Raw genomic sequence first — 14,399 nt, forward strand, 5'->3', positions numbered from 1 at the left:
CGGACAACTGTCCGCGTCCGTCCGCAGTCTCGGAGCGGGGCCGCCGACGTGTCAAGCGCGTCTCGTCCGACGCTCGGTTCACCTCGCATTCTGCCCCCACCAGCCCTTGACATGTGCTCCCGCTCACAAGAGAGTGGCCGCCGAGACGACTGACCGTTCTGCGGACAGCCGTCCGATTCGAGACGACGACGTCGAGGAGGCCCAGCAATGAGCTCGTCCGTGAACGCGGCGCCGGAGGCCGGCCGGCCCCTGGTGTTCCGCGGCGGCACCGTCCTGACCATGGACGACGCCTGCACCGTGCTGAACGAGGCCGACGTCCTCGTCGTCGGCGACCGCATCGAGGCCGTCGGACCGAACCTCGAGGTGCCCGAGGGCACCCAGGAGATCGACGCCGCGGACGGCATCGTCATGCCGGGCATGATCGACACCCACCGGCACATGTGGCAGACGGCGATGCGCGGCTACGGCGCCGACTGGACCCTCACCCAGTACTTCGTCTGGTACTACCTCGAGCACGGCAAGAAGTTCCGCCCGCAGGACATCGCTGCGGGCAACCGGCTGGCGGCCATCGAGTCGCTCGACGCCGGCGTGACGACGACGGTCGACTGGTCGCACAACCTGCAGACGATCGACCACGGCGAGGCGGCCGTCGAGGCGCTGCGCTCGGTGCCCGGTCGCTTCGTCATGGCCTACGGCAACATCCAGGCCGGCCCCTGGGAGTGGAGCGCCGACCCGGCGGTCCGCTCGCTGCTCGAGCGCCTGCGTGACGGCAAGGACGACATGATGGGCGTCCAGATGGCCTTCGACGTCACCGGCGACCCGGCGTTCCCGGAGAAGGCGGCGTTCGAGGTGGCCCGCGAGCTCGGCATCCCGGTGACCACGCACGCCGGCGTCTGGGGCGCCACCAGCGACACCGGCATCCAGCAGATGTACGACGGCGGCTTCATGACGCCGGAGACGACGTACGTGCACGCCTCGACGCTGACCCGCGACTCCTATCAGCGGATCGCGGCGACCGGCGGCTCGATCTCGGTGGCCACCGAGTCCGAGTGCAGCGCCGGGCAGGGGCACGCCCCGACCGAGCAGGTGCTGCAGTACGGCATCCCGGTGTCGCTGTCGATGGACACCAGCGTGTGGTGGAGCGGCGACATGTTCTCCGCGATGCGGGCGACGCTGAACGCCGACCGCATGGCCGAGCACATGGACGCGCACCTCAAGGGCGAGACGATCACCCAGCTGCGGCTGCGGGCGAAGACGGTCCTCGAGTGGTGCACCCGCGGCGGCGCGCACACCATCGGCCGCGACAGCGACCTGGGCAGCCTCGAGGCCGGCAAGAAGGCCGACGTCGTCCTGATCAAGAACGACAACTCCCCCGTGTCGTTCCCGCTGCTCAACCCCCTGGGGCACGTCGTCTTCCAGGCCCAGCGCGGCGACGTGCACACCGTCGTCGTCAACGGCCGGGTCGTGAAGCACGACGGGAAGCTCGTCGGCATCGACCTCGCGCCGGTGCGCGCGGAGATCGAGAACACGATCGACTACATCCGCGGCGAGTGCGGCGAGGAGGTCTGGCAGGCCGGGATGTTCCCCGAGATGCCGGCCGCCGAGCAGTCGATCCTCGAGAACCCGTACCAGTACACCGACTTCAAGGACGAGTCGAAGCGGGCCGGCGGCGAGGACCGCGTCCTCGGACGCTGAAGGAGCTCACCATGGCAGGGCGCGGAGCAGGTCCGGACTTCGTGGAGGCGCTGGCGCGCGGCCTCGACGTCCTGGCCTGCTTCGACGCCGGCCACCGCACGATGTCGCTGTCGGAGGTGGCGACCGCCGCGGGGCTGGCCCGGCCGACCGCGCGGCGGTTGCTGCTCACCCTCGAGGAGCTCGGCTTCGTGCGGGCCACCGGTGCGGGGTTCGTGCTGACGCCGAAGGTGCTCTCGCTCGGCATGGCCTACGTCAGCGCGCTCGGGCTGTGGGACATCGCCCGGCCGCACATGGAGCGGCTGGTCGCCGAGACCGGCGAGTCGTCGTCGATGGCGCAGCTGGACGGGTCGGACATCGTCTACGTCGCGCGGGTGTCGGTGCCGAAGCTGATCGCGCTGCGCGTGGAGATCGGCACGCGGTTCCCGGCGCAGCAGACCTCGCAGGGCAAGGTGCTGCTCGCCGCGTTGGGCGCGGACGAGCTGGAGGCCGTGCTGGCCGAGCCCAGCCGGGCCGGGCTGCCGCCCTACATCGGCCGTTCCGGCGAGCAGCTGCAGGCCGAGCTGACCGAGGTGCGCGCCCGCGGGTGGGCGCTGGCCGACGAGGAGCTGGCTCCTGGCGTGCGCTCGGTGGCCGTGCCGGTGCGGAACCGGGAGGGCGTCGTCCGCGCGGCGATGAACGTGACCGTGCACGCGGCCGAGACGTCGGTCGACTGCCTGCTCGCCGAGCACCTGCCGCGCCTGCTGCGCACGGCGGGCGACGTCAGCGCCGAGTGGGCGCTGTGGCAGAGCCGCCCGCACGTCGAGGTCCCGCGCCCGGGCGCCGCCACCGGCTGACTGTCACGCCTCGCCGGAGGGACGGCGGTCGTTGCCGGAGTTGTCGCGGCGGACCAGCGACGCGACGCCCTCCTCCAGCCGGGCCCAGGTGGAGCTCCACTCCACGAGCGGCTCGAGGATCCGCTCGAACACGGCCAGCTGCTCGTCGAACGCCTGGAACTGCACGACCATGGCCTGCAGCGAGGCCCGCTGGGCCTTCACCGAGTCGGCGATCGCCTTGAGCTGCGCGGCGGACATCGCCCCGGGCGGGCTCGGCAGCGAGGGCAGCGACGGGACGGCGCCGGCGGCCAGGCCGCGGGCGCGGTCGGTGAACGAGCGCAGCTGGCTGACGAACTCCTCGATGGACCGGGTCACGAGGCCGGGATCGCGGCCCTCGGTGGCGCCGTCCCCCGCCGGGCGTTCCTGCTCGGGCATGCCGCGACGGTAACGGGTCGGGGTCACTCGCGGACGTCGGCCGGTCCGTCGTCGGTCGGCAGGCCGGCGGCCAGCCAGGCCTCGACGCCGCCCTCGAGATCGGTCGCCCGCGGCAGCCCGATCGCGCGCAGCGACGCGGCCGCCAGGCTGGAGCTGTAGCCCTGGCGGCAGACGACGACCACCTCGAGGTCGTCCGCCTTCGCCTCGGGGACGTGGTGCTCGCCGAGCGGGTCCAGCCGCCACTCGAGGACGGTGCGGTCGATCACGACGACGCCGGGCAGCAGGTCGCGGGGCAGCTCGCCCTGCCGGCGACGCTGGACGTCGGTGCGGGTGTCGACGACGAGCGCGCCCCGGGCGGCGGCCTCGACCAGCTCGTGCGGTCCCAGCCGCCGGACACCGGCCCGACTCGCCGCGAGCAACTCGTCCAGCGTCATGCCCCTCACCCTGACAGCAGTCCGCCAGGATGGCCGGGTGGGGAGCGGACGACGGACGGCGGGCGTGCTGCTCGTGGCACTGGCACTGGTGAGCTGCTCCTCCGGCAAGGACGCGGCGAGCCCGTCATCGTCGTCTCCCTCTAGCTCCTCCTCCGCGGCGCCCACCTCGGCCGCTCCGGCGAACCCGGACGGGTTGCCGCCGGACCAGGAGCAGCAGGTCACCGCGGCGCTCGCCGCGCTCGACCGGCGCGCGCAGATCGCGCAGCTGTTCGTCGTCGGCGTCCCGCTGTCGGGGCTGTCGGCCGGTGACGCCCTGGTGGCCGACGGGGTGGGCGGGGTGTTCCTGCACGGGCGGTCCACCGCCTCCCCCGGCGACATCGCCGCCGTCACCGGCCGCTGGACCTCGGCCGCCCCCGGCGGGCTGCGCCCCTGGGTGGCGGCCGACCAGGAGGGCGGCCAGGTGCAGACGCTCCAGGGGCCGGGCTTCGGCGACCTGCCGTCGGCGCTGGTGCAGGGGCAGCTGCCGCCCGACCAGCTCGCCGCGGTCGCCGACGGCATGGGCGCCTCGCTCGGCCAGGCCGGGGTGACCCTCGACCTCGCGCCGGTCGCCGACATCGTCCCGGCCGGCACCGCGGCCTCGAACGCGCCGATCGGGGCGTTCGACCGGCAGTACGGCAGCACCGCCGCCGAGGTCGTCTCCGCGGCCGGCGCCGTCGTCCGCGGGCTCGGCGCGCACGACGTGACCGCGGCGCTCAAGCACTTCCCGGGGCTGGGCTCGGTGCGCGGCAACACCGACACGACCGCCGACGTCGTCGATCACACCACCCCGCGCGACGGCTCGCAGGTGGCCGCGTTCGGCGTGCTCTCGCGCAACGCGGCGCACCCGTTCGTCATGGTGTCGTCGGCGACCTACCAGCTCATCGACCCGTCCTCGCCCGCCGTCTTCTCCCCTGTCGTCATCACCGACGTGCTGCGCGGGGACATCGGCTTCCGGGGTCCGGTCATCACCGACGACGTGGGGACGGCGAAGGCGGTTGCGGCCGTGCCGCCCGGTGAGCGAGCGGTGCGCTTCCTCGCCGCCGGCGGGACGCTGGTGCTGACCGTCATCGCGGCGCCGCTGCAGGAGATGGAGGACGCCGTCCTCGCCCGCGACGCCGCCGACCCTGCGTTCGCGAAGCAGGTGGACGCCGCCGTCCGGACGGCGCTGGTCGCCAAGGCCCGCGCAGGCCTGCTGCCACCCGCCTGAGAGGCGTCAGGCTCGGTGTGTCCTCACCGCGCGTGTCGGATCGTGTGCAAGATTCGGCTCGTAGACGGCCGTCAGATAGACGTGCCACGCGACTCGGGGAGCTCTGGCATGCCACGCGGTTTCGTCCACCGCGCCGTCACCGCGATCGGACTCGTGCTCGGCGTGTCTGCAATGACCGTCGTCCTCGCACCTGTCGCTGCGGCAAAGCTTCCCATCACGGTGTCGAAGTCCGCAGTCTGGCCTGGCGAATCCTTCACCGTTTCGGGCACCGGATGCACCAACCCTTCCGACCCTTGGAACACTCCATTCGTCTCCGTCATCGCGGGGAAGATCTCCGTCGGCAGCGGATGGGGAGTCCTGGGAGATACATACGCAAATGACGACGGCTCGTGGTCGGTGACCATGAACGCAGGGACCATGCCGCCCGCCAGCTATGAGGTGGAGGCGACGTGCATGGCCCATGAGGGGAACTGGACGTACGCACGGGCGCCCTGGACGGTCCTCGGAACACCCGCCGCGCCGTCGACACCTTCGCCACGCGTGGTCCCGCCCGCCACGCAGTCCACCGTTCCGCCCGTCGCCCGGCCGCCGGCGTCGAACCCTGCGTCTTCGTCTTCCGTGCCCCGGACGACCGCACCTGCCCCGACGGAACCCAGCGTGCCCACCACCGCCGCCGAGCCGCCCGCTGCGCCGACGGTGTCCTTCACCCCGGCTGCCGGTTGCCGCGACTGCGCACAGCTCACCGGCCAGGAGGGTGTGGTTCCCCGACAACGCCTGGCCCTCAGCTATGCCGGCTTCCAGCCGGGCGAGGTGGTCCGGCTGGTCATGCACTCGACCCCCGTGACGCTCGGCAGCTTCACCGCTGACGCCGCTGGTGTGGTGGTCGCCGATGTCACGATTCCCGCCTCGGCCGAACAAGGCCGGCACACCCTGACGCTGTCCGGACCCCTGACCGGCGACCGGGACGTCGACTTCCTCGTCGGCGCCCCGCAGACCGATCGCGCAGCGATTCGGCCGGCCGAACGATCGGCCCTGCCCCTGCTCCCGATCCTGGGTGGGGCCGCCGCGTTGGCCGTGGCCGGCCTGGCCTTCCTGCTCCATTCGCGAGCTCGCCGAGTCGCCCAACGGCGCGCACCGGGCTGAGAGTTGCTGGTCGGGTGCCAGCGCCACCACCCTCACCACCCCGACCCCGGACCCGCCACCGATCTGATCTCGGCCGTGGTCATGGCGACGAGGAGGCATGTCGACATGTCGCCGACTCGGCATGCCTCCTCGTCGACGCCGGTCACTTCTGGGCGGGACGGCGCTCCTGCGGACTGCGGCGGTTCTGCGGGGGCACCCGCTGGGCGGCGTCGGCGGACTCCTCCCCCGAGGCCTCGTCCTCGTCCTTCTGATCGGAGGCGCCGTCGGACGACGACCACTTCAGCTCGAGCTCCAGCTCGAACTTCTCGCCGTCGGCCTCGACCTCCAGCTCGCAGCGGACCTGCGACCCGACCGTGAGCTCCACCGTGCCGCCGCCCAGCTTCAGCGTGACCTCGCCGTCCCCTTTCAGCCCCTCGGCGAGGTCCGCCACGAGCTTCGCCGCCTCCGCCCGGCTGAGCGACTGCTTCTGCTCCACCTTCAGACCCGACATGAGACCAGCGTGGCGGGAACGTCCGGAACGGACACCCTGCAGGGAGGATGACCTGCCATGGCGACGACGAGACACACGCGGCACCTCACCGCGCCCCGGTCCGACGTGTACCGGGCGCTGCTCGACCCGGTCGCGGTCGTCTACTGGAAGGTGCCGCCCGGCATGACCAGCGAGGTGCACGAGTGGGACGCCCGCGAGGGCGGCCGGCTGCGCGTCTCCCTCACCTACTCCGGGGAAGGCGTCGGCAAGTCCACCGCGCACACCGACACCTACTCCGGCTACTTCGCCGAGCTGGTGCCGGACCAGAAGGTCGTCGAGGTCGACGAGTTCGAGACCGACGACCCGGCGCTGACCGGCCCCATGACCATCACCGTCACGCTCTCCGACGCCGCCGACGGCGGCACCGAGCTCGTCGCGGTGCACGACGGTCTGCCCGACGGCGTCCGGGCGGAGGACAACGAGCTCGGCTGGAGCGAGTCGCTCGCCCGCCTCGCCGCCCTCGTCGAGAGGGTCTAGAGCACCCGCACCTCGGCGGCGGGCGGCAGGGTCTGCCACCAGTGCGCGTACCGGCGGTACACCGCCGGGTCGCGGTCGGCGAGCAGCGATGCCAGCGCGGCGGCCTCGGCGGCGAGCCCGTCCCACGCCTGCTCGGACAGCGGGGAGAACGCGGTCGCCTCGATCCCGCCGTCCACCGGCCGCCAGACACCGGCGACGTACCCGTCGACCAGCAGCGTCGGCAGGACGTCGCCGTTGCTGCGCATCACCAGCGTGCGGAACTCCGGCGGGATCACCCGGCTGCGATCCACCCAGCCCAGCAGCACGTTGTCCCACATGCCGAGCAGCCGCGGCGGCGCCGACACGTCCTCGTCCGCCAGCGGCGCGTCCGGCAGGTCCAGCAGCGGCCGGCCGTCGGGGCCTTCGACCTCGACCAGCTCGCCGGCCAGCTTGCCGAAGGCCTCCGCCGTCTTCGCCCGCGGCAGGATCGTGAACCGGGTGAAGTCCGCTGCCGACGCCGGCCCGAACGCGGCCAGGTAGCGCCGGATCAACGTCATCAGCGACTCCAGCGGGTCCTCGTCGTAGGGCTCCGCGGCCCGGTACAGCGGTCGCTGCCCGAACGCCCACGGTTCCCCCGCCGGGTGGTGCCACAGCGGCGAGAAGGTCCGCAGCGCCCACCACACCCCTCGGGACGGCGCCCCGTCGATCCGCGCCGCCAGGTGCTCCTCCATCTCGGCCGCCGTCCGCGGCGAGGACGCGAACTCCATTAGCCCCGGCACCAGCGCGTCGGCGTCGGCGATCGTCAGACCGGTCGAGGTGAACCGCCGGTCCCCCAGCCGGGCCGCCCGCAGGGGATACCGCATCGCGGTGTGGAACGCCGGCCAGTCCTGCGCGGCCACGACGTGCAGCGTGACCCGCAGCAGCTGCCCCCTGGCCACCCGGCCGTCGGCGAACGCGGCGTCCAGGTCGGCCGGGGAGAACCCGCGCACCCGGTTCCACAGCGCCAGGTACGGCGACGCGGGCTCCTGCGCCTGCAGCGCGACCACCCGGCGGACGGCGTCCACGACCCCGAGCTGCTCGCGGTCCAGCAGCAGCTGCCGCTGCAGCGTCGTCCGGTTCAGCTGCCGGTGCGTCAGGGCCACGCGACGCAGCGTGTCACGAGGTCGCGAAGGACCGCAGCGTCTCCGCGTTGCGGACCGCGTGCCCGAACCCGTCGTTGTTGAAGTACACGAACACGTCGCGCCCCTGCCCCGCCCACTCCCGCACCCGAGCAGCCCACCAGCGCAGGTCGTCGTCGGGGTACGAACCGGCGTACAGGTGCTCGGCGTCCGGCCCGTGCATCCGCACGTACACGAACGGCGCGGTCGCCCGCAGCACGCAGGGCAGCTTGGCCCCGCTCATCACCACGTAGGCGGCGCCGTGCCGCTCCAGCAGCGCGTACACGCCCTCGTCGTGCCATGAGGGGTGCCGGAACTCGACGGCGACCCGCATCCAGTCCGGCAGCGCGGCGAGGAAGTAGTCGAGCCGGGCGTCGTCGCGCTCGTGCGCCGGGTGCAGCTGCACGAGGAACACCGCCCGCTTGTCGCCCAGCTCGTGCCAGCACTCGCGGAACCGCGGGACCCACGGCTCCGGCGCGTACAGCCGCTTCGCGTGGGTCAGCCCGCGCGGCGCCTTCACCGACAGCTGGAAGCCAGGTGGCAGCCGGCGGCGCCACGAGGCGAACGTCGCCGTCCTCGGCCACCGGTAGAACGAGGCGTTGAGCTCGACGGTGTCGAACCGCCGCACGTAGTGCGCCAGCCGCTCGCGCGGCGGCGTCCCCGGCGGGTAGAGCACGCCGTCCCAGTGGTCGTAGCTCCAGCCCGACGTCCCGATCCAGATGCCCATGCCGTACGGCAGTCTGACCCCATGCCGACGCTCTCGCCCGAAGAAGAGCTGGTCCTGTCCACCGTGCGCCGCTTCGTGGACGACGAGGTGCGCCCGGTCGCCCGCGAGCTGGAGCACGCGAACGAATACCCGGAGCGGCTCATCGACCGGATGAAGGAACTCGGCGTCTTCGGCCTGGCCATCCCCGAGCCGTGGGGCGAGGCGCCGGTGTCGATGCCCTGCTACGCCCTGGTCACCGCCGAGCTCGCGCGCGGGTGGATGTCGCTGGCCGGCGCGATGGGCGGGCACACCGTCGTCGCCAAGTTGCTGCTGGCCTTCGGCACCGACGAGCAGAAGGACCGCTACCTGCCCCGGATGGCCACCGGCGAGGTGCGGGCGACGATGGCGCTCACCGAGCCCGGCGGCGGCTCCGACCTGCAGGCGATGACGACCGTCGCCCGGCGACAGGACGGCGGCTACGTCGTCGACGGCGCGAAGACCTGGATCACCAACTCCCGCCGCTCGCAGCTGATCGCGCTGCTGTGCAAGACCGACCCGGCCGCCGATCCGCCGCACACCGGGATCAGCATCCTGCTGGTCGAGCACGGCCCCGGGCTGACCGTCTCCCGCGACCTGCCCAAGCTCGGCTACAAGGGGGTGGAGAGCTGCGAGCTGGCCTTCGACGGCTACCGGGCACCGGCCGACGCGCTGCTCGGCGGGGTGGAAGGCAAGGGCTTCGCGCAGATGATGAAGGGCCTGGAGACCGGCCGGCTGCAGGTCGCCGCCCGCGCCGTCGGCGTCGGCCAGGCCGCCTTCGACGACGCGTTCCGCTACGCCCAGGAGCGGGAGAGCTTCGGCAAGCCGATCTGGCAGCACCAGGCGATCGGCACCTACCTCGCCGACATGGCCACCCGGCTGACGGCGGCCAAGCAGCTCGTGCTGCACGCGGCGGAGACCCTCGAGAGCGGCCGGCGCAGCGACCTCGAGGCCGGCATGGCCAAGCTGTTCGCCTCCGAGACGGCGATGTCGATCGCGCTGGACGCCGTCCGCATCCACGGTGGCTACGGGTACTCCACCGAGTTCGACGTCGAGCGCTACTTCCGCGACGCCCCGCTGATGATCGTCGGCGAGGGCACCAACGAGATCCAGCGCGACGTCATCACCCGGCAGCTGATCCAGCGCGGGGGCCTGCGGTGACCCTCGCGGACGCGGTCGCCGACTGGCACCCGGCGCCGGTCGAGCGCACCGACCGGATCGCCCCTTGGCCGGTCGCCGCCTTCGCCGCCCTGCTCGACTCCCCCGCGCCCGAGGAGCTGCCGCCGCTGTGGCACTGGTTCTCCTTCCTCGAGGCGCCGGCCCAGTCGGCGCTCGCCGAGGACGGGCACCCGGCCGACGGGCACTTCCTGCCGCCGATCCCCGACCGGCGCCGCATGATCGCCGGCGGCCGGGCCCAGTTCTCCGCCCCGCTGCGGATCGGCTCCGACGTCGTCCGGCGCTCCCGGGTGGCCGCCGTCCGGCCGACCAGCGGGCGCTCCGGCGAGATGGTGTTCGTGACCGTGCGGCACCGGTTCGAGTGCGACGGCGAGCTCGCCGTCGTCGAGGAGCAGGACGTCGTCTACCGCAGCCAGCCCGCCGGCTCCCCGAGGACGACGACAGCGGAAGCCGCGGACCAGCCCGAAACGGGAGGCGACTGGCGGCTGCAGCTGGACCCCGACGCCCGCATGCTGTTCCGGTTCAGCGCGCTGACCTACAACACCCACCGGATCCACTACGACCAGCAGTACGTCACGGCCGTCGAGGGCTACCCCGGCCTGGTCGTGCACGGCCCGCTGCTCGCGCTGCTGCTGCTCGAGCTGCCCCGCCGGTCCGCCCCCGATCGCGCCGTCGCCGGCTTCGAGTACCGGCTGCGGCGGCCCTGCTTCGCCGGCCGGCCGGTGGTCGCCGACGGCGTCCCGGACGACGACGGCGCGCGCCTGTCTGCCGGCAACCCGGGCGCGCCCGCGGCGGTCACCGGCCGGATCCGCTGGGGCCCGAACGCCAACTCATAGCCCTCGCACATCAGCCCGGCGCACGCTGGGACCACCGTCAGGTCCCAGCGAAGGGAGTCGCCGCGATGACCGCACCGACCGAGCCCGAGGCGCCGCCGGCCGACGCACCCCGCCGGCTACGCGCCTCCGACGCCCAGCGCGAGGCGGTCGTGCACCAGCTGCACGGGGCCGTCGGTCTCGGGCTGCTCACCGTCGAGGAGGGCCACGAGCGGACCGCCACCGCCTACGCCGCCCGGTACGTCGACGAGCTCCACCCGCTCACCCACGACCTGCCCGACCCGGCCCCGGAGGCACCCGGCTGGCGGGCGGTGGCCTCCAGCGCGTCGCTGCAGGCGCGCACCTCGCTCCTGGGCGCACCGTCGTGGTCGGCCGCCCGCCGCCGGCGCCGCCGCGTGGTGCTGGTCGTCGGCGTCCTGGTCGCCCTGCTGCTGGTGGCCGCGGTCGTCGCCGCCGCGATCGCCGGCAGCGGGGACTACGGCTACGGCCCTGGCTACTACCACCACTGGCACGACTGACCGGTCAGCCCGCCGTCCAGATCCCGCTGATCGGCTGCCGCGACGCCGCCTCGCCGAGGGGCGGCAGGCCGTACATGTCCTCGAGGGTGCGCAGCACCGAGTAGTGGTCGATCCGTTGCGGAGTCGACCCCGGCTTCACCATCGGTCCGACCATGAACGTCGGGATCAGGTTGTCCCGTGACCCCTCGTCCTCGTCGAAGGTCACGACCAGCAGGCTGTCGTGCGTCCGGGCCCAGCCGACGTAGGCCGGCAGGTGCGCCTTCGCCCAGGCGTCCCCTGCCGGCACGCCGCAGTCGTGCATGTCGTTGCACAGGTTCGGCACGAGGAAGGCGACGGTGGGCAGGTCGGCGAAGTCTGCGGGCAGTGCGCCGGCGGGCTGGTTGACCTCGGGGGGCAGCGCCGGGAAGTCGACCCACGGGTTGTGCTTGCGCGCGTAGCGGCCGGCCCGGCAGGAGGTGTCCCCGGCAGCGGGTAGGTCCTCGGAGTAGCCGACGAAGGTCCGCCCCGCGGCGAGCAGCTGACCGGCCAGGTTGGAGGCTTCGAACGAGTGCGGGCAGGAGTCGTCGACGACCCCCAGGGGGGAGCCCGCGAACAGCGCCACGTAGTTCGGCTGGCTCGGGTGGGTGACGCCGTGCGCGTCGGTGAACGTGGCGCCCGCCGCGGCCAGCGAGGTCAGGTACGGCGCCTCCGGCGCGCCGACGACCGAGGCGGCGTCCTTGTTCTCGAACACGACGACGAGGACGTGGTCGGGCGTGGGCACCTCGCCGGGCGCCGTCGTCGACCCGGACGACGCCGCGGAGCCGGAGTGCGTCGTCGGCGCGCACGCGGCGGCCAGCAGCAGCGCGGCCGCCGCGACGACCCGTCCGCGGATCACAGCCGCAGGACCCGCGCCTCCCACGGCGCGAGGACGGTGGGGTCCTCCACCTTCAGGTTGCCCAGCAGGAGCTCCGCGCCGACCGCGTCGGGCAGCAGCTCGCCGACGGCGCACGGGCGGCTGCTGACGTTGCAGACGACGAGCAGCGTCTCGCCGTCCAGCGAGCGGGTGAACGCGTAGACGTCGTCGACCTCGGGCAGCAGCATCGTGAAGTCGCCGAGCGCCACGACCGGCAGCTGGTGGCGCAGGGCGATCAGCCGCCGGTAGTGCGCCAGCACGGAGGTGTCGTCGTCCCGCTGCCGGGCGGCGTTCCACTCGACGTGGTCGGGGTTGACCGGCAGCCACGGCGTCCCGGTGGTGAAGCCGGCGGTCGGCGAGCCGTCCCACTGCACCGGCGTGCGCGCGTTGTCCCGGCTCATCTTCCTCAGGCCACGGAGCACGACTCCTGGATCCGCTCCCCCGGCCACCGCCGCCGCGTACTGGTTCAGCGACTCGACGTCCTGGAAGTCCTCGATCCCGGCGAACGGGTAGTTCGCCATCCCGAGCTCCTCGCCCTGGTAGACGTAGGGCGTCCCGCGGTGCAGGTGCAGCAGCGTGGCCAGGCAGGTCGCCGACGCGCGGCGGTGCTCCGGTGAGTCGTCGCCGTAGCGCGAGACCGCGCGCGGCTGGTCGTGGTTGTCCCAGTAGAGGGAGTTCCAGCCGACCTTCGCCAGGCCTGCCTGCCAGCGCCCGAACGACGCCTTGAGGTCCCGCCAGCGCAGCGGCCGCAGGTCCCACTTGGTGGCGCCGTGGTCGAGGCCGACGTGCTCGAACTGGAACACCATGTCGACCTCGCCGCGCGCCGGGTCGGTGAACAGCTGGGCCTCCTCCAGCGTCACCCCCGGCATCTCCCCCACCGTGAGCAGCGCGGCGTCGCGGCCGGCGAAGACCTCGCGGTGCATCTCCTGCAGGAACTCGTGGATGCGCGGCCCGCACAGGTAGGACGCCGACCCGTCCCCCAGCAGCGTGCCGGGGATCGGCGGCCCGTCGTGCAGCGCGCCGTCGGGACCGACGTCCTTGGAGATCATGTTGATGACGTCCATGCGGAAGCCGTCGACCCCGCGGTCGAGCCACCACCGCATCATCGCGTAGACGGCCTGGCGGACCTGCGGGTTCTCCCAGTTGAGGTCGGGCTGCTTCTTCTCGAACAGGTGCAGGTAGTACTCGCCGCTGGCCTCGTCGAGCTCCCAGACCGGGCCGGAGAAGAACGACGCCCAGTTGGTCGGCGCCCCGCCGTCGCGCGGCGGGCGCCACCAGTACCAGTCGCGCTTCGCCGACGACGGCGACGATCGCGACTCGACGAACCACGGGTGCTCGTCGCTGGTGTGGTTGACCACCAGGTCGAGGACCAGCTTCATCCCGCGGGAGTGCAGGGCGGCGATCAGCTCGTCGAGCTGCTCCAGCGTGCCGAACAGCGGGTCGACGTCCTGGTAGTCGGAGATGTCGTAGCCGTTGTCGGCCTGCGGTGACGGGTAGACCGGCGACAGCCAGACGACGTCGACGCCGAGGTCGCTCAGGTGGTCAAGCCGTTGGAGGATCCCGCCGAGGTCCCCGACGCCGTCGCCGTCGGAGTCCTGGAACGAGCGGGGGTAGATCTGGTAGACGACGGCGCTGGTCCACCACGGTGCCGGGGTCACTCCCCCAGCCTCGCCCGGTGCCTGCGCACCCGCCAGACGACGACGCCGATCACCACGACGGCCACCGCGGCGATCGCGGCGCCACGGCCGAAGGACTTCTCCACCCGCGCGTACGAGGCGCCGGCCGCGTAGCCGACCAGCACCACGGTGGCGCCCCAGGCCAGGCCGCCGAGCGCGTTCCAGGCCAGGAACTTCGGATACCGCATGCGGGAGGTGCCGGCCAGGAACGGCATGACCGCGCGGAAGAAGGCGATCCAGCGGCCGAGGAAGACGGCGCTGCCGCCGCGACGGGCGAGGAAGTCGCGGGCAGCGTCCAGCCGCTCCCGGCGCCGGTCGAGGAACCGCACCCGCAGCACCCGCGTCCCGAGGTGCCGGCCCACCTCGTAGCCGATGGTGTCACCGACGACCGCCGCGACGACCACGACGACGAGCACCCCGGCCAGCGAGGCGTGCCCGACCTTCGCGGCGGCGCCGGCGAGCAGCGCCACCGTCTCCCCGGGGAGCACGAAGCCGACGAACAGCGCGTCCTCGGCCAGCACGACCAGCCCGGCGACCACCAGCACCAGCCAGCCGGGCAGGCCCAGGATCCGGTCGACGAGGTGCGTCACCGCGTCGTCCCGAACCCGCTCAGCCGGCCGCGCACGACCTCATTGTCGGTGCGTCGGCTGTGAAC

General features: G+C 73.1%; 16 protein-coding genes. 8 read left to right on the forward strand and 8 right to left on the reverse strand.

Features of this window, described 5'->3' with window-relative positions; translation table 11 throughout:
* Positions 1-207: 207 nt before the first annotated feature.
* Positions 208-1,695 carry an amidohydrolase family protein gene (locus tag GGQ55_RS25145; RefSeq protein ID WP_179721541.1) on the forward strand — a complete coding sequence of 496 codons (1,488 nt, stop codon included), beginning with the start codon at positions 208-210 and terminating at the stop codon, positions 1,693-1,695.
* Between the two features lie 11 nt (positions 1,696-1,706).
* Entirely contained in the window at positions 1,707-2,528 is an 822-nt protein-coding gene (locus GGQ55_RS25150; RefSeq protein WP_179721542.1) for an IclR family transcriptional regulator domain-containing protein, read from the forward strand.
* A gap of 3 nt (positions 2,529-2,531) precedes the next feature.
* On the opposite strand, the gene GGQ55_RS25155 is transcribed toward GGQ55_RS25150, so the two are convergent.
* Both GGQ55_RS25155 and GGQ55_RS25160 read right to left on the reverse strand, forming a co-directional pair.
* Positions 2,532-2,942, reverse strand: a complete 411-nt coding sequence (locus GGQ55_RS25155; RefSeq protein WP_179721543.1) for a hypothetical protein — start codon at positions 2,940-2,942, stop codon at positions 2,532-2,534.
* Positions 2,943-2,965: 23 nt separating this feature from the next.
* A complete protein-coding gene (locus tag GGQ55_RS25160; protein ID WP_179721544.1) occupies positions 2,966-3,376 on the reverse strand; it encodes a rhodanese-like domain-containing protein in 411 nt (136 codons plus the stop codon).
* Between the two features lie 37 nt (positions 3,377-3,413).
* On the opposite strand from GGQ55_RS25160, the gene GGQ55_RS25165 reads away from it, so the two are divergent.
* Together GGQ55_RS25165 and GGQ55_RS25170 are read left to right on the forward strand one after the other, a co-directional pair.
* Positions 3,414-4,622, forward strand: a complete 1,209-nt coding sequence (locus tag GGQ55_RS25165; protein WP_179721545.1) for a glycoside hydrolase family 3 protein — start codon at positions 3,414-3,416, stop codon at positions 4,620-4,622.
* A 657-nt stretch (positions 4,623-5,279) separates the two neighbouring features.
* On the forward strand, positions 5,280-5,765 hold the full coding sequence (locus GGQ55_RS25170; RefSeq protein WP_179721546.1) for a hypothetical protein: 486 nt from the start codon (positions 5,280-5,282) through the stop codon (positions 5,763-5,765).
* Between the two features lie 142 nt (positions 5,766-5,907).
* Here GGQ55_RS25170 and GGQ55_RS25175 read toward each other — a convergent pair whose 3' ends face one another.
* Positions 5,908-6,255, reverse strand: coding sequence for an amphi-Trp domain-containing protein (locus tag GGQ55_RS25175; protein ID WP_179721547.1), 348 nt, complete (start codon positions 6,253-6,255; stop codon positions 5,908-5,910).
* Between the two features lie 57 nt (positions 6,256-6,312).
* Here GGQ55_RS25175 and GGQ55_RS25180 point away from each other — a divergent pair, with 57 nt between their 5' ends.
* Positions 6,313-6,771 carry an SRPBCC family protein gene (locus tag GGQ55_RS25180; protein ID WP_179721548.1) on the forward strand — a complete coding sequence of 153 codons (459 nt, stop codon included), beginning with the start codon at positions 6,313-6,315 and terminating at the stop codon, positions 6,769-6,771.
* Here GGQ55_RS25180 and GGQ55_RS25185 read toward each other — a convergent pair.
* Together GGQ55_RS25185 and GGQ55_RS25190 are read right to left on the reverse strand one after the other, a co-directional pair.
* Entirely contained in the window at positions 6,768-7,892 is a 1,125-nt protein-coding gene (locus tag GGQ55_RS25185) for a winged helix DNA-binding domain-containing protein (protein WP_179721550.1), read from the reverse strand. The two genes, GGQ55_RS25180 and GGQ55_RS25185, sit on opposite strands and share 4 nt — an antisense overlap.
* A 13-nt stretch (positions 7,893-7,905) precedes the next feature.
* Positions 7,906-8,634 (reverse strand): DUF72 domain-containing protein, encoded by a 729-nt coding sequence (locus GGQ55_RS25190; protein WP_179721552.1) that lies wholly within the window; start codon positions 8,632-8,634, stop codon positions 7,906-7,908.
* A 21-nt stretch (positions 8,635-8,655) separates the two neighbouring features.
* Here GGQ55_RS25190 and GGQ55_RS25195 point away from each other — a divergent pair, with 21 nt between their 5' ends.
* From GGQ55_RS25195 to GGQ55_RS25205, 3 genes are all read left to right on the forward strand, one after another.
* Positions 8,656-9,810, forward strand: a complete 1,155-nt coding sequence (locus GGQ55_RS25195) for an acyl-CoA dehydrogenase family protein (protein ID WP_179721554.1) — start codon at positions 8,656-8,658, stop codon at positions 9,808-9,810.
* Entirely contained in the window at positions 9,807-10,661 is an 855-nt protein-coding gene (locus GGQ55_RS25200) for an HTD2 family dehydratase (RefSeq protein ID WP_179721556.1), read from the forward strand. Before GGQ55_RS25195 ends, GGQ55_RS25200 begins: the two co-directional genes overlap by 4 nt.
* Before the next feature lie 65 nt (positions 10,662-10,726).
* On the forward strand, positions 10,727-11,176 hold the full coding sequence (locus tag GGQ55_RS25205) for a DUF1707 SHOCT-like domain-containing protein (protein ID WP_179721558.1): 450 nt from the start codon (positions 10,727-10,729) through the stop codon (positions 11,174-11,176).
* Positions 11,177-11,180: 4 nt separating this feature from the next.
* On the opposite strand, the gene GGQ55_RS25210 is transcribed toward GGQ55_RS25205, so the two are convergent.
* The 3 genes from GGQ55_RS25210 to GGQ55_RS25220 are packed head-to-tail and all read right to left on the reverse strand — an operon-like array spanning position 11,181 to position 14,334.
* A complete protein-coding gene (locus GGQ55_RS25210) occupies positions 11,181-12,050 on the reverse strand; it encodes an alkaline phosphatase family protein (RefSeq protein WP_179721560.1) in 870 nt (289 codons plus the stop codon).
* Positions 12,047-13,726: a glycoside hydrolase family 13 protein gene (locus GGQ55_RS25215; RefSeq protein WP_179721562.1), complete on the reverse strand. Its 1,680-nt coding sequence runs from the start codon at positions 13,724-13,726 to the stop codon at positions 12,047-12,049. The genes GGQ55_RS25210 and GGQ55_RS25215 overlap by 4 nt, the downstream gene beginning before the upstream one ends.
* Positions 13,723-14,334, reverse strand: a complete 612-nt coding sequence (locus GGQ55_RS25220) for a DedA family protein (protein WP_179721564.1) — start codon at positions 14,332-14,334, stop codon at positions 13,723-13,725. The genes GGQ55_RS25215 and GGQ55_RS25220 overlap by 4 nt, the downstream gene beginning before the upstream one ends.
* Positions 14,335-14,399 lie beyond the last annotated feature (65 nt).

Origin of the sequence: Petropleomorpha daqingensis (assembly GCF_013408985.1) — a bacterium.
Taxonomy (GTDB): domain Bacteria; phylum Actinomycetota; class Actinomycetes; order Mycobacteriales; family Geodermatophilaceae; genus Petropleomorpha; species Petropleomorpha daqingensis.